General features: G+C 69.3%; 12 protein-coding genes and 1 pseudogene. 5 read left to right on the plus strand and 8 right to left on the minus strand.

Annotated features, from left to right (window positions below):
* Positions 1–80: 80 nt before the first annotated feature.
* A complete protein-coding gene (locus tag ACPYOG_RS00125; protein ID WP_481292246.1) occupies positions 81–620 on the plus strand; it encodes a DUF4870 domain-containing protein in 540 nt (179 codons plus the stop codon).
* Positions 621–740: 120 nt separating this feature from the next.
* Complete coding sequence (locus ACPYOG_RS00130) at positions 741–1,124, plus strand: DUF4870 domain-containing protein (RefSeq protein ID WP_481292247.1); 384 nt, start codon at positions 741–743, stop codon at positions 1,122–1,124.
* A gap of 13 nt (positions 1,125–1,137) precedes the next feature.
* On the opposite strand, the gene hemW is transcribed toward ACPYOG_RS00130, so the two are convergent.
* Positions 1,138–2,373, minus strand: a complete 1,236-nt coding sequence (gene hemW / locus ACPYOG_RS00135) for a radical SAM family heme chaperone HemW (protein WP_481292248.1) — start codon at positions 2,371–2,373, stop codon at positions 1,138–1,140.
* The gene (locus ACPYOG_RS00140; RefSeq protein WP_481292249.1) at positions 2,373–3,038 is read right to left on the minus strand and encodes a DUF1990 family protein; all 666 of its coding nucleotides are present in this window, start codon (positions 3,036–3,038) and stop codon (positions 2,373–2,375) included. Before ACPYOG_RS00140 ends, hemW begins: the two co-directional genes overlap by 1 nt.
* Before the next feature lie 75 nt (positions 3,039–3,113).
* Between ACPYOG_RS00140 and ACPYOG_RS00145 the strand changes: the two genes are divergently transcribed.
* The gene (locus ACPYOG_RS00145) at positions 3,114–3,722 is read left to right on the plus strand and encodes a dihydrofolate reductase family protein (protein ID WP_481292250.1); all 609 of its coding nucleotides are present in this window, start codon (positions 3,114–3,116) and stop codon (positions 3,720–3,722) included.
* Between the two features lie 166 nt (positions 3,723–3,888).
* Here the strand turns inward: ACPYOG_RS00145 and ACPYOG_RS00150 are convergent, their stop codons facing one another.
* From ACPYOG_RS00150 to ACPYOG_RS00160, 3 genes are all read right to left on the minus strand, one after another.
* Positions 3,889–4,035 carry a hypothetical protein gene (locus ACPYOG_RS00150; protein ID WP_481292251.1) on the minus strand — a complete coding sequence of 49 codons (147 nt, stop codon included), beginning with the start codon at positions 4,033–4,035 and terminating at the stop codon, positions 3,889–3,891.
* Positions 4,036–4,812: 777 nt separating this feature from the next.
* The gene (gene lepA / locus ACPYOG_RS00155) at positions 4,813–6,669 is read right to left on the minus strand and encodes a translation elongation factor 4 (protein ID WP_481292252.1); all 1,857 of its coding nucleotides are present in this window, start codon (positions 6,667–6,669) and stop codon (positions 4,813–4,815) included.
* Between the two features lie 45 nt (positions 6,670–6,714).
* On the minus strand, positions 6,715–7,935 hold the full coding sequence (locus ACPYOG_RS00160) for an amidohydrolase (protein ID WP_481292253.1): 1,221 nt from the start codon (positions 7,933–7,935) through the stop codon (positions 6,715–6,717).
* 86 nt (positions 7,936–8,021) lie between these two features.
* Between ACPYOG_RS00160 and ACPYOG_RS00165 the strand changes: the two genes are divergently transcribed.
* Together ACPYOG_RS00165 and rpsT are read left to right on the plus strand one after the other, a co-directional pair.
* Positions 8,022–8,903 carry an NAD-dependent epimerase/dehydratase family protein gene (locus ACPYOG_RS00165; RefSeq protein ID WP_481292254.1) on the plus strand — a complete coding sequence of 294 codons (882 nt, stop codon included), beginning with the start codon at positions 8,022–8,024 and terminating at the stop codon, positions 8,901–8,903.
* Between the two features lie 161 nt (positions 8,904–9,064).
* Positions 9,065–9,325 (plus strand): 30S ribosomal protein S20, encoded by a 261-nt coding sequence (gene rpsT, locus ACPYOG_RS00170; protein WP_090037195.1) that lies wholly within the window; start codon positions 9,065–9,067, stop codon positions 9,323–9,325.
* 140 nt (positions 9,326–9,465) lie between these two features.
* Here rpsT and holA read toward each other — a convergent pair whose 3' ends face one another.
* The 3 genes and pseudogenes from holA to ACPYOG_RS00185 form a co-directional block, all read right to left on the minus strand.
* Positions 9,466–10,506: a DNA polymerase III subunit delta gene (gene holA, locus ACPYOG_RS00175; protein WP_481292255.1), complete on the minus strand. Its 1,041-nt coding sequence runs from the start codon at positions 10,504–10,506 to the stop codon at positions 9,466–9,468.
* A gap of 437 nt (positions 10,507–10,943) precedes the next feature.
* Positions 10,944–12,884, minus strand: a pseudogene (locus ACPYOG_RS00180) (ComEC/Rec2 family competence protein); the annotation flags it as partial.
* On the minus strand, positions 12,884–13,573 hold the full coding sequence (locus tag ACPYOG_RS00185) for a ComEA family DNA-binding protein (RefSeq protein ID WP_481292256.1): 690 nt from the start codon (positions 13,571–13,573) through the stop codon (positions 12,884–12,886). The pseudogene ACPYOG_RS00180 and the gene ACPYOG_RS00185, both read right to left, overlap by 1 nt.
* Between the last annotated feature and the right edge of the window lie 48 nt (positions 13,574–13,621).

A 13,621-nucleotide genomic window follows, 5' to 3' on the forward strand; every position in this document is an offset into this window, starting at 1 on the left:
TTGCTGCCTGAGACACGGCGGCAGTACCGTATGTGCACCGGTTCAACACTGTTGTAACCGATCACGAAAGGGTTCCGCCGATGACAGACCCGAACCAGCCCTCCGACCCGACCGGAGGCGTCCCTCCGCAGCAGCCCGGCGGCGTGCCGCCGCAGCAGCCGGCCGGCAACGTGCCACCCCAGCAGCCGTACTCCAACGTCCCGCCTCAGCAGCCGTACGCGCAGCCGGCGGCCGGCCCGCAGCAGCCCTACGCCGCAGCCGCACCCCTCGACCCGGCGCAGGACAAGCAGTGGGCGGCGTTCGCGCACCTGGGCGGCATCCTGTGGTTCCTTCCGTCCCTGATCATCTGGCTCGTGTTCAAGGACCGCGGGCGCCTGACCGACCAGGAGGCCAAGGAAGCCCTCAACTGGCAGATCACCTGGATCATCGCGTGGGTGGCGTCGCAGATCATCGGGATCATCATCGGCAGCTTCACCTTCGGTATCGGCTACCTGATCTTCGGCCTGCTCATCCCGTGGGCTCTGTACATCCTGAACCTGGTGTTCTCGATCCTGGGCTTCGTCCGCGTGAACAGCGGAGGGACGTATCGCTACCCGATGAACTTCCGGTTCATCAAGTAAGGCGAACCCGCCCGGGGTCTTCTCCCCCCGTGGACCAGCGCCCTAGGCTGGTGCGGACGAACACGCCTGCCCCCGCACGGCGCTGCCAGCAGAGTTGCCAGTACAGAGGAGAACCCCCGCATGTCCGCGACACCCCCGCCTCCGCCGCCGCAGCAGCCGTACGGCGGCGGCCAGCCCCAGCTGAGCCCGGCTGACGAGAAGCTCTGGGCGACGCTGATCCATGCGGGCGGCATCCTGTTCAGCTGGATCCCGGCGCTGATCGGCTACCTCGTGCTGAAGGACCGGGGGCCCTTCGTGCGCGCACACAGCGCGACGGCGCTCAACTTCCAGATCACCATCTTCATCGCCTACGTGGTGGGGGTCATCCTGTCGCTCGTCTTCGTCGGATTCATCATCATCCTCGCGGCGTGGGTGATCGACATCGTCTTCAGCATCATCGCCGCCGTGAGGGCGAACCAGGGCGAGTACTACACGTATCCGATCGCGATCCGGTTCGTGAGCTAGTCGGGCAGGCGGCTCAGGCCGCCTCGTCCGCCAGCAGGCGCCGCACCACGGCGTCGGCGAGGAGCCGCCCCCGCAGGGTCAGCACGATCGACCCGCGGAGGGCGGCTCTTCCGTCGATGAAGCCGTCCGCGATCAGGGCGGGGACCTCGCGACGGCCGGCGTCGACCAGCTCGCTCGTGCGCAGACCATCCCGGATGCGGCTGAGCAGCAGCACCCGCTCCACCCGGCGCGTCTCGGCGTCGAGCGTCTCGCGGCCGGCGGCGGGCGACTCCCCCGCGAGCACGCGCTGGGCGTAGGCGGCGGGATGCTTCACGTTCCACCAGCGGACGCCGCCGACGTGGCTGTGCGCACCCGGACCGATCCCCCACCAGTCGTGGCCCAGCCAGTAGGCGAGGTTGTGGCGGGAGCGGTGTGCCGCATCCCTCGCCCAATTGCTCACCTCGTACCAGTCGTAGCCGGCCTCGGCGAGCCGTGCATCCGCCGACTCGTACATGTCCGCCTCGAGGTCGTCGTCCGGCTCAGCGATCTCTCCGGAGCGTATCTGGCGGGCGAGTTTGGTTCCGGGCTCGACGATGAGCGCGTAGGCCGACAGGTGGTCGGGCTCGCAGGCGAGCGCCGTGTCCAGGCTCCGGGACCAGTCGTCGAGCGACTCCCCCGGCGTGCCGTAGATGAGGTCGAGGCTCACCTGCAGGCCGGCGTCGCGCGCCCAGCCGACGACGAGGGGGATGCGCGCCGGATCGTGGGTGCGCTCCAGCGTGGCCAGCACGTGCGGGACAGCGGACTGCATTCCGAACGACACGCGAGTGAATCCCGCATCCGCGAGGCGGCGGAGATCGCGGGCGTCGACCGAGTCGGGGTTCGCCTCGGTCGTCACCTCGGCGCCGTCGGCGAGCCCCCACGCGTCCCGGACCGCGCCGAGCATCGCCGCGAGGTCGCCGGGCGGGAGCAGGGTCGGCGTGCCGCCGCCGAAGAACACCGTCGACACCGGCCGCCCGGGGACGCCGCTGTCGCGGAGGACGCCGGAGGCGAACTCCACCTCGCGGACCGCATGACCGGCGTAGTCCGACTGCGAGACGCCCCGCAGCTCCGTCGCGGTGTAGGTGTTGAAGTCGCAGTACCCGCAGCGCACCCGGCAGAACGGCACGTGCAGGTACACACCGAAGTCGCGCGCCGATGCTCCGTCGGCGGCGGTCGCGGGCAGCAGGCCGTCGGCGGGCGCCGGATCGCCGAGCGGGAGGATGCTGGGCATCAGGCGGAGCTCGCGGGATGCAGCGCCCGCAGGTATTTCGCGGTGTACCGGCGCTGCATCATCCCCAGCACCGGCGAGCCGAGCCGGTAGAACGCATTGGAGGGCCGGGACAGCGCGCGCACGACGAACCACACCGTCCCGTCGTCGTGCTGCTCGACCAGGAACAACTCCTCGCCGCTCTCGGGATGCCCTTTCAGCGTCCCGTAGGCGAACCCGCGCCGGTGCGGCTCGTCGATGACGTACACGACCCGGATCGGTGCGGAGACGCGGAACGGGCCGAACGGGATCTTCAGCACCGCCGTCATCCCGTTGCGCACGAAGGGCGTGCCGTCGTCCGAGAACACGTCCTCCTCGGGCCGGTTCTCGCGCATGCGGACGGGGGTGCCGTCCGCGCCGAATTCGATGCCCTCGTACTGGACACCGGTGCCCTCGTTCACGTTCGTGACCTGGATGCCGCTGCCCTTCTGCACTCCCCACGCCATCAGAGCGGTCGCCGCCGTCTCGAAGCGCTCGTCGCCGCTGCCCAGCCGGATGCTGCGCTCGAGCGGCTTGTATCCCTTGGGCGGGTAGTAGAGCAGGTCGGCCGCCTGGGTGCCGCCGACGGCCCCGTACGTGACGGGTTGGTCGGTGAACGTCGCGCGGCGCATGTATTCATCTTCCGTCATCTCGGGAGGGTTAGCGAAACGGGTCTCCCCTCCGGTCGCTCCGGGTGGTCTACTCGTAGAGAAGGAAGGACCCGAATGGGCACGATCGTGGTGCAGGCGTTCATCACCCTCGACGGCGTCGTGCAGGGCGGCGGAGGTCCGGACGAGGACCGCGAGGGCGGCTTCGAGCTCGGCGGCTGGGCGATGGACTACGACGCTCAGCACGACACCGGGGAGGGCGGCCAGCTGATTCTGGAGTGGGAGCGCCGGACGCAGGCGCTCCTGCTCGGCCGCAAGACGTACGACATCTTCTCCGGCTCCTGGGGTGTCTGGGACGAGGGGGCGCCCGGGCTCGAGGGAGAGCTGACGCAGCGGTACAACCGCATCCCGAAGTACGTAGCGTCCCGCACCCGGGGAGAGCTGGCCTGGAAGAACTCGTACCTTCTCGGCCCGGACGTCGCCGGCGCGGTCTCGCGCGTGCGCACCGAGGTGAGCGGCGAGATCCGGATCTGGGGCAGCACCGAGCTGGTGCGCACCCTCGCGGAGCACGACCTCATCGACGAGTACCGGCTCTGCGTCTATCCGCTGGTGCTGGGGACCGGCAAGAAGCTTTTCGGGAACGGCTTCCCCCGGTCGCGGCTCACGCTCCGCGACTCGCGACGGCTGGCGTCGGGTGTCGTGGTGAACGCGTACCGCCGAGGCTAGTCGCCTCCTTCGCCTACTTCTTCTCTTTCTTCTCCGTGTCGCAATGGTCATTCAGGTCGGATACGTCGTCGTACTTCTTCGACTCCGCGAAGAACATTTGACCGTGAATCTCGCCATGCTTCAGGAACCCACCGAGATCGAACGTGAAAGGCTTCCCGTCGTGGGGCTAATGGAAGGTCAGCTTGTCGATGGCGGACGGTTCGGGGTTTAGCCAGATCGCATTCGCGCGGGTTGTCGAGTCGAGCCAGCGCCGGGCGCGACGCGCGCCGTCGGCGCCCTTCTCGTGAGCGCCTTCCCCCTGTACTGCCGGCATGGCCCGACCCTACGAGAGGACGCATCGCCGAGCGGCGTTGCCGACCACGTCACCCGAAGCCTTAGGAGACCACCATCACAGCGAGCGCCACTCTGCCACGAATTGCCCCTTGCCAGAGCCGGAGCGCGCAGCCTCATTCCAGGCTCGCTCAGTCGGGGGCCCTCGTCGTTATACGGGCACAAAGCCCTCGCTGCGGTTCCAAGATCTGGTCCGACCTCGGGGCCTCACACCCCCGGGAGCGGCCACGGAGAGCCAGCGTGAAGGATGTGCGCTCAAAGCAGGACGGATCCCCATCGCACATCGCCATGCGCGAAGACGACGCGTCGGTCCTGTCCTGACCACAGGTCGATCCACGTCGGCGACCCGTGCAGGTTGACGAAGACCGGTTCGCCTGTCCCTATCGAGTCGGCGATGTCTTTCGACTCGAACCACTCGATCTCACAGCCTCCGAGGCCGTCACCACCGCACCCGCACGCCTCGAAAGCCAGCAGTGCACCTGCCTTGACTACCGCTAGGGCCTGAGCGGGCGATATTTCGGTCTCGGACAGATCAAGATGTGAGCCGGTCGGGTCGAAAAACTCTCCGGCTAGGTTGAACCTTCCCGGCCGGACCCCATGCGCGCCTCGAACTTCAGAACCTTGAGGGCGAAGGCGCGCGTCTGCGGCAATCTCACTGAATGTCGGCCTGAACTTTCGAACCACACGGCGATTCTCGCATCAGCGACGACGTACCATCGAGGAGGGCGTGTGTCGCTCACCCTCGGCTCGGAAGATGAGACTATTTCTTGCTGTCTTTGGACTTCTCCGTGTCGCCGGAGAGGGCGGCGATGAACGCCTCCTGGGGGACCTCGACGCGGCCGACCATCTTCATGCGCTTCTTGCCCTCCTTCTGCTTCTCGAGCAGCTTGCGCTTTCGCGTGATGTCGCCGCCGTAGCACTTGGCGAGGACGTCCTTGCGCATCGCGCGGATGTTCTCGCGGGCGATGATGCGCGCGCCGATGGCCGCCTGGATGGGGACCTCGAACTGCTGGCGCGGGATGAGCTCCCGCAGACGCGACGCCATCATGGTGCCGTAGGCGTAGGCCTTGTCGCGATGCACGATCGCGCTGAACGCATCCACCGTCTCGCCCTGCAGCAGAATGTCCACCTTCACGAGGTCTGCGGCCTGCTCGCCGAACGGCTCGTAGTCGAGGGAGGCATAGCCCGCGGTCTTGGACTTGAGCTGGTCGAAGAAGTCGAACACGATCTCGCCGAGGGGCATGGTGTAGCGGATCTCGACGCGATCCTCGCCGAGGTAATCCATGCCGAGCAGCGAACCTCTGCGGCTCTGGCACAGTTCCATGATGACGCCGACGTAGTCCTTGGGCGCCAGGATGGCGGCCTTGACCACCGGCTCCTCGACCTTCTCGATCTTGCCGCCCGGGAACTCACTCGGGTTGGTCACCGTGACGGTCTTCTTGTCTTCGGTCGTGACCTCGTAGATCACACTCGGCGCCGTGGTGATCAGGTCGAGGCCGAACTCGCGGGACAGGCGCTCGGTGATGATCTCGAGGTGCAGGAGGCCGAGGAAGCCGCAGCGGAAACCGAACCCGAGCGCGACCGAGGTCTCGGGCTCGTAGACGAGCGCGGCGTCCGACAGCTTCAGCTTGTCGAGGGCCTCCCGCAGTTCGGGGTAGTCGCTGCCGTCGATCGGGTACAGACCCGAGAAGACCATCGGCTTCGGCTCCGTGTAGCCGGGCAGTGCCTGGGTCGCGGGCTTCGACGCCGTCGTGATGGTGTCGCCGACCTTGGACTGGCGGACGTCCTTCACCCCGGTGATCAGGTAGCCCACCTCGCCGACGCTCAACCCCTGCGAGGGGGTCGGCTCGGGCGAGGACACGCCGATCTCGAGGATCTCGTGCGTGGCCCTGGTGGACATCATCTGGATGCGCTCGCGCGGCTTCAGGCTTCCGTCGACCATGCGCACATAGGTGACCACGCCGCGGTAGCTGTCGTAGACGGAGTCGAAGATCATCGCGCGGGCCGGCGCGTCGGCGACGCCGACCGGCGCCGGGATCTCGGCGACGACACGGTCGAGGAGCGCCTCGACGCCCATCCCCGTCTTGCCGGACACGCGCAGCACGTCCTCAGGGCGGCCGCCGATGAGGCTGGCGAGCTCCTGCGAGTACTTCTCGGGGTCTGCGGCGGGCAGGTCGATCTTGTTCAGGACCGGGATGACGGTGAGGTCGTTCTCGAGGGCCAGGTAGAGGTTGGCGAGGGTCTGCGCCTCGATGCCCTGTGCCGCATCCACCAGCAGGATGGCGCCCTCGCAGGCCGCGAGGGACCGCGAGACCTCGTAGGTGAAGTCGACGTGGCCGGGCGTATCGATCATGTTGAGGGCGAACGACTGGCCGTCGACCTCCCACGGCATGCGGACGGCCTGGCTCTTGATCGTGATGCCGCGCTCGCGCTCGATGTCCATCCGGTCCAGGTACTGCGCACGCATGTCCCGGTCGGAGACCACACCGGTGATCTGCAGCATGCGGTCGGCCAGGGTCGACTTGCCGTGGTCGATGTGGGCGATGATGCAGAAATTGCGGAGGGAGGCCGGGTCGGTCGCGGCGGGCTCGAGGGCCTGGAGAGCTCGTGGTGACATCGTCCGGCCATTCTCCCATGAACCCAGCGGCTGGGCGTCGCCCGCTCAGGCGAACCGCTCGGCGCGCTCCACGACCCGGCCCTGGCCGTCCTCCCAGCGGAAGACCTCGGCGCCCCCGATGTAGACGCGCTCGGCCCGGGAGGTGACATCCAGGGGATCGCCCGACCAGATCACCACGTCGCCGTCGAGGCCGGGGGTCAATGAACCGACACGGTCGTCGAGGCGGAGGAACGCGGCCGGGTTCACAGTCAGCGCTTCCAGCGCCGTCTCGCGCGGCAGTCCGTCCTTCACGGCGAGGGCGGCCTGGTACACGAGGAAGTTGATCGGCACGACCGGGTGGTCCGTCGTGATGGCGACGCGGACGCCCGCCTTCGCCAGCGTCGCGAGGTTCGCTATGGCGCGGTCGCGCAGCTCGACCTTCGAGCGCGAGGTGAACATGGGCCCGAAGATGACGGGGATGTCGCGCTCGGCCAGAACGTCGGCGATCTTGTGCGCCTCGGTCCCGTGGTTGACCACGAGACGGTAGCCGAACTCGTCCGCCAACCGCAGAGCCGTGGCGATGTCGTCGTGGCGGTGCGTGTGCTGATCCCACGCCAGCTCGCCGTCCAGCACGCGCACGAGCGTCTCCAGCGCCAGGTCGCGGTCGAACGGCTTGCCCTCAAGCAGGGCGTCATCGCGCTTCGCCCGGTAGTTCTGGGCGGCCACGAACGCCTCGCGGATGACCATCGCAACACCCAGCCGGGTGCTCGGTGTGACGTTCTTGGCTCCGTACACCCGCTTCGGATTCTCGCCCAGCGCCGACTTGACGCTCACCGCCTCGTGGATCACCTGCTCGTCGATGGTCCGACCGCCCCAGGTCTTGATGGCCACCGTCTGCCCGCCGATGGGATTGCCCGACCCCGGCTTGACGACGACCGACGTGACGCCTCCGGAGAGCGCGTCCCGGAATCCTTCGTCGTCGATGTTGATCGCGTCGATCGCCCGGACCGCTGCCGTGTTCGGTGTCGTCATCTCATTGGTGTCGTCGCCGGCGGGCCCGTTCGCCTCCTCGTGGATACCGACGTGGCCGTGCGCCTCGATGAAGCCGGGGAGCACCCAGCGCCCCGCCGCATCCACCACCGTCACGCCCTCGGGAACCGCGACATCGCTCGCCCGGCCGACCGCTTGGATGACACCGTCCTGGATGAGGACGACGCCGTTCTCGATGGGCTCCTGGGCCACGGGGACGACATAACCGTTGACGATGGCGATGCTGGTGCTGGTCATGGATCGAGCCTACGCGGGACATGACCGCCACCCTCCGGAGCGGGAAATCTGGGGAATGTCCGCGGCGTCGTCGCGTTGTGGACGGTATGAACGTTCTCCTCACCGGCGCGACCGGCTTCATCGGAACCTCCGTCCTGCCCCGGCTCCTCGACGAGGGCCACACCGTCACCGCTCTCGTTCGCGACCAGGACAAGGCGAACGCCGTCCAGGCCGCGGGCGCCACTCCGCTGGTGGGAGACGCCGGCGACGCAGCGTTCGTCCAGCGCGCCGCACAGGAAGCGGACGGCGTCATCCACCTGGCGTCCTCCCGGGAGGTGGATGCCGTGCTCGTCCCCGCTGTGCTGGCGGCCCTCGCGGGCTCGGGCAAGCCGCTCGTCCACACCGGCGGCATCTGGACGTACGGCTCCAACGACGACATCACCGAGGACGCGCCGGCCGATCCGCCGGCCATCACCGCCTGGCGTACCGGCGGTGAGGGCGCGGTCCTTGGCGCCACCGACGTGCGCGGCATGGTGGTCGTTCCGTCGATCGTCTACGGGCACGGCAAGGGACTGCCGAACCTGATCGTGGATGCGCCTCGCGCCGATGGTGCGATCCCGGCCCTGCGGTTGATCGGCGACGGCTCGCAGCACTGGGCGACCGTGCACGTCGACGATCTCGCGGCACTGTACGTGCTCGCGCTGGAGCAGGGCACGGCCGGGGAGAGGTACATCGGCGCCGGCGGTCAGAACCCGACCGTGCGCGAACTGGGCGAGGTCGCCGCTCAAGCCGCCGATGTGGCCGGCGGCGTGCTGCCCGAGCCGGTGGAGGAGACCCGGTCCCGCCTCGGCGCACTGCTCGCCGATGCGCTGCTGCTCGACCAGCAGGCGCGCGGCATCAAGCCACGGATCGACCTCGGCTGGGAGCCGAACGGTCCCGCTCTGCTGGAAGAACTGCTCGTCGGCTCGTACGCGCCGGCACGCGTGTAGCAGCCGGACCCCGGAAATATGCATCGTTTTGCCGGGACCGGGTCGTCGCTGGTAATGTTGTTTGTTGGCTTGCGTGTGGATGTGTCCGCACGAAACGCCGCAAGGCGCCCTCTCCGCTGAGCGGCACATCCCTAACTCATCCACAACGAAAGTGACCACTCGTGGCAAACATCAAGTCGCAGATCAAGCGCAACGGCACCAACAAGAAGGCGCAGGAGCGCAACAAGGCCGTCAAGAGCCAGCTCAAGACCGCCATCCGCGCGACCCGTGAGGCCGTCGTCGCCGGCGACAAGGAGAAGGCGACCGCGGCGCTGCGTCTCGCCGCCAAGAAGATCGACAAGGCGGCCAGCAAGGGCGTCATCCACAAGAACCAGGCGGCGAACCGCAAGTCGGCCATCGCCAAGCAGGTCGCCGCGCTCTAAGCAGCGACCGTCCGCGGGCCCTGTCCCGCGCCGCTAGCGAGCCCCCGTTCCGGACCATCGGTCCGAGCGGGGGCTCGCTGCATGTGCGGGCGCGGACGGATCTGTGCTCAGTCGCGGCCGCGGCGCTGCCGGACCAGCCCTCAGTCGCGGCCGCGTGCGCTGATGATGCGGATCATGCGCTCCAGCGCGAAGACGGGGTCGCGGCCGCCGCCTTTGACATTGGCGTCGGTCTCGGCGAGCAGTTCGATGCAGCGGCCGAGGCCGTCCTCGGTCCAGCCCTGGAGGTCACGGCGTGCGCGGTCGACCTGCCAGGGGGCGAGGCCGAACTGCTGGGCCAGCTGGCCGGAGCCGCCGCGGGAGCCGGAGACCTTGGCCATGGTGCGGAGCTTGCTCGCGAATGCGGCCACCATCGGCACCGGGTCGGCCCCGGACGCGAGAGCGTGACGCATCGTGACGAGCGCCTCTCCGTGGCGCCCCGCGATGGCGGCGTCAGCCACCTGGAACGCGTTCGTCTCGACCCGCCCGCTGTAGTACTTGTCGACGGTCGCTTCGGTGATCTGCTCTGCAGAATCGGACAGCAGTTGCTGGCATGCCGCCGCGAGCTCGGCCAGATCGTCGGAGAACGCCGAGGTGATCGCGCGCAGGGCGCCCGGCGTGACCTTGCGCCCGGCCGCGGCGAACTCCGCCTGTGCGAAGTCGTACTTCTCCGCGTCCTTCTTCAGTTCGGCGCACAGCACCTCGATCCCGCTGCCAGAACCTGCCCGGATCGCGTCGAGCAGCTTCTTGCCGCGCACACCGCCGCCGTGCCGGAGGGTGACGACGGTGCCGTCGGCCGGTTCCTCAAGGTAGCGGAGCATGTCGGCGAGGAACGCGTCGTTGCACTTCTCGACGGCCTCCACGCGGATGAGCCGCGGCTCGTCGAACAGGGAGGGGCTCGCGAGGGTGAGCAGTTCTCCGGGTGCGTAGTCGCCCGCGTGCAGGTCACTGATCTCGAGGCTGGGATCAGCAGCCTTGAGCGTGTCCCGCAGCGTCCGGACCGCCCGCTCGGCGAGGAACGATTCCGCTCCGGTGACGAGAACCACAGGTGCCGCACGCACCTGGTTCCACGGAACCTGCGGGATCGCGCTTGCGGTGGCGCGGGTCTTGGACGCACCGCTTCTGCTGCTGCCTCTGGTCGCCACGTTCCTCCTCGTTCGTATCCAGGATAGAGGCGACCACCGGCAGTGTCCGCGGCCTGCCGTTCGCTCCAGACACTCATGCCCGGCGACCCCGGCGACACGAGCAGCAGCCCCTGCTCGTCGGTGCGGGCCATCGCGGTGCTGTCGTCCTTGAGGATCTGCAGTACACGCCGGGTCGGGTGGCCGTAGCCGTTGTTCACGCCGACGGAGATCAGCCCGAGGCGCGCGCCGAGCGCTCGATAGAACGCCGGACTCTGGTCTGCCGAGCCGTGATGGGCGACTTTCACCAGATCGACCGGACGGACCGCGCCGGTGGCGAGCAGTGCGTCCTGCGCCTCCTCTCCGAGGTCACCGAGGAAGATCGAGCGGATTCCCCTCCCCTCGGCCTCGACCGTGAGGCTGCCCGCGTTGCCGGTGTCCATTCCTGCGGGTGTCTCGCCGGGCCCCGGCGGCCAGAGGAGCCGCCAGCTGAGTTCTCCGAGATGGCCGGAGAGTCCCGCGTGGCCCTGCTCGATCGGAACGCCGGCCGAGCGAAGGATGGCAAGGGTCCGCTCGTCGGCGTCGCGCACCGGGCGTTGAACGATGGCGCGCTGTGCCCGGGACGCGACACCGGCCACTCCCCCGACGTGGTCCGCGTCGAAGTGGGTGAGGAGCAGGAACTCCAGCCGGGTGATGCCGAGGCGGTCGAGGCAGGCGGCCGCCGGCTCCGGCTTCCGCCCGACGTCGATCATGCCGACCGCATCCCCGTCGCGCAGCAGCAGTCCGTCACCCTGGCCGACATCGCAGGCCGCTATCTGCCAATCGGCAGGGATTGCGAGGGCGCGGCCGGCGACGCTTCCGCCCAGGGCGCCGACGTAGACGACGGCACCCGCGCAGAGCGCCACAATCGCCGTCGCCGACACCGCGCGCGGCGCGGCCCTGGCCAGGACGAGCACGGCCACGGCGACGAGGATCCCGGCGCTCAACAGGACGCCGAGCAATCCCGGCGCCCAGGGAAGTGCCACACCGGGCAGGCTGCTGGCGAAGGAGGCCACCTGTGCGATCCAGGCCGACGGAATCCACGCGAGCCGGACGAGCGCATCGCCGAGGCCGGGCACCCACGGAAGCACGGCGCAGGCCAGGCACCCGAGCACCGTCGCCAGGGGTGCGGCGGGCTCCGCCAGCAGATTCGCCGGTATCCCGAGGAGAGGGACCGTCGGCGTCAGCAGGATGAGGACCGGCTGGCACGCCAGTTGAGCCGCGGTGGGAACGGCCACCGCCAGCGCGAGCGAGCGTGGCATCCACCGGGCGAACATCGTGCCGAGCGGACCGGCCAGCACGAGCAGGCCTGCGGTCGCCAGGGCGGAGAGCGCGAAACCGTAGTCCCGGGCGAGCCAGGGATCGTGGATCACCAGCACGACCAGCGCGAGCGACAGGGCCGGCACGCCGTCGGCCGGACGCCCGCGCGCCAGTCCGATGAGGAGCACCGCCGCCATCGCGGCGGCCCGGATGACACTCGCGCCCGGTCCGACGAGCGCCACGAAACCCAGCAGAGCAAAAGCGGCGGCGACGACCCGTGCGCGGCGGCCGAACCCGACGAGGCGCGCCAGACCGAAGACGAGCGCGATCACGAGGGCGCAGTTCGCGCCGGACACCGCCGTGAGATGACTGAGCGATGAGGCCTTCATCGCCGCGTCCAACTCCGCAGAGACAGCCGTCTCGTCGCCGATGGCGAGACCGGGAAGGAGCGCTCCGCCATCGCCGGCGGTGGTGGCCGCAGCTGCCGCGAAGTCGCTTCGCACGGCTGCCGCCCACGACAGCCACGGCGGCGGCGCCTCGACAAGTGCGACAGCGTGCCGGCCGCTGGCACGGAGCGTGTAGCTCGTCGCCTCTCCTGGCTCGTTCCGCTGCACAGCACCGCTGACCCGGAGGACGGCGCCCAGGGCGTCGCCGCGCGCCTCCTGCTCGCTCCCGCCGAATTGGACGGACACCGGGATCGAAGCCGCGTCTCCGACCGTGCTGCCGCGGAGCGCCCATTGCGCATCTCCTCCGAAGCCGGTGCCCCTCCGCTGCGGGGCCCTCTCCACGCGAACGAGCACCTGCGCCTGATCGGAGTGGTCGGCCGCGGCGTCCAGGCCGGCGGAGAGGCGGCCGGGAGCCCGCGCCGCCACGATCGCCGATCCGAGGGCGATGGCTGCCAGTAGCGTTGCGATCAGCGGCAGGAAGGCAGCGAGCCGCCGACGCCGCAACGCGATGGACACGATGCCGAGGCCGGCGAGCGTGCCCGCCGCGGCCACCGTGGTGAGAATCGCGACCACGGATGCGAACTGCGGCACGCCGATCAGCACGGCGCACGCGATCCACATTGCTACCGCAGGGAGTGCCAGCCGGAGGTCCGGCATCAGACCACCAGCCGATCCTTGATGCCGTCGAACAACTTCTGACCGATACCCGAGACCTTCAACAGGTCCGACGCCTGCGCGAACCGGCCGTTGGCCTGCCTCCAGTCGAGGATGCGTTGCGCAAGCGCGGGGCCGATGCGCGGCAGCGTCTCCAGCTCGGCTGCGCTCGCCGTGTTGAGATTCACGGGCCCAGCGACCGGCGCCGCGCCGGAGCCTTCCGCGCCCGTGACCCCGGCGCCGCCCTCGGGCGACTCCCCCACCCGGCGGACCACCAGCTGCTCTCCGTCGGCCACCGGTCGCGCGAGGTTGATCGCCGCGGGGTCCGCATCGTCCGCCATTCCGCCCGCCGCGGCCACCGCATCCACGACCCGCGCTCCCGGGCCGAGTGAGACAAGACCCGGTTTGCGAACGGCGCCCGTGACATGCACGAGAACGCTTACCCGGGGCGAGCCGCTCGGCACCGGAACGCCCGATGTAGGCGCGGACGGCGAGAACGAACGGCCGAAGCCCGTCGGAACCCCGACCGACGTGCCCCGCTGCGCGGTTGCGGAGACGAGGACGGCCACCACGGCGGCGGCGATGAGCAGCACCACCGCCGCACCGACACCCACGCGCAGACGCCGGGATGCGCGTCCGTCGGGAGACGCGTCTGGCGGGTCTACGGCGGGGAGGTCGGCGTGGTGTCGCATCCCTCCACGGTAGGAATCACGGCGATCGGACGACCGGAAACGAACGGA

This window comes from Leifsonia sp. HAY1-4F, assembly GCF_056755275.1.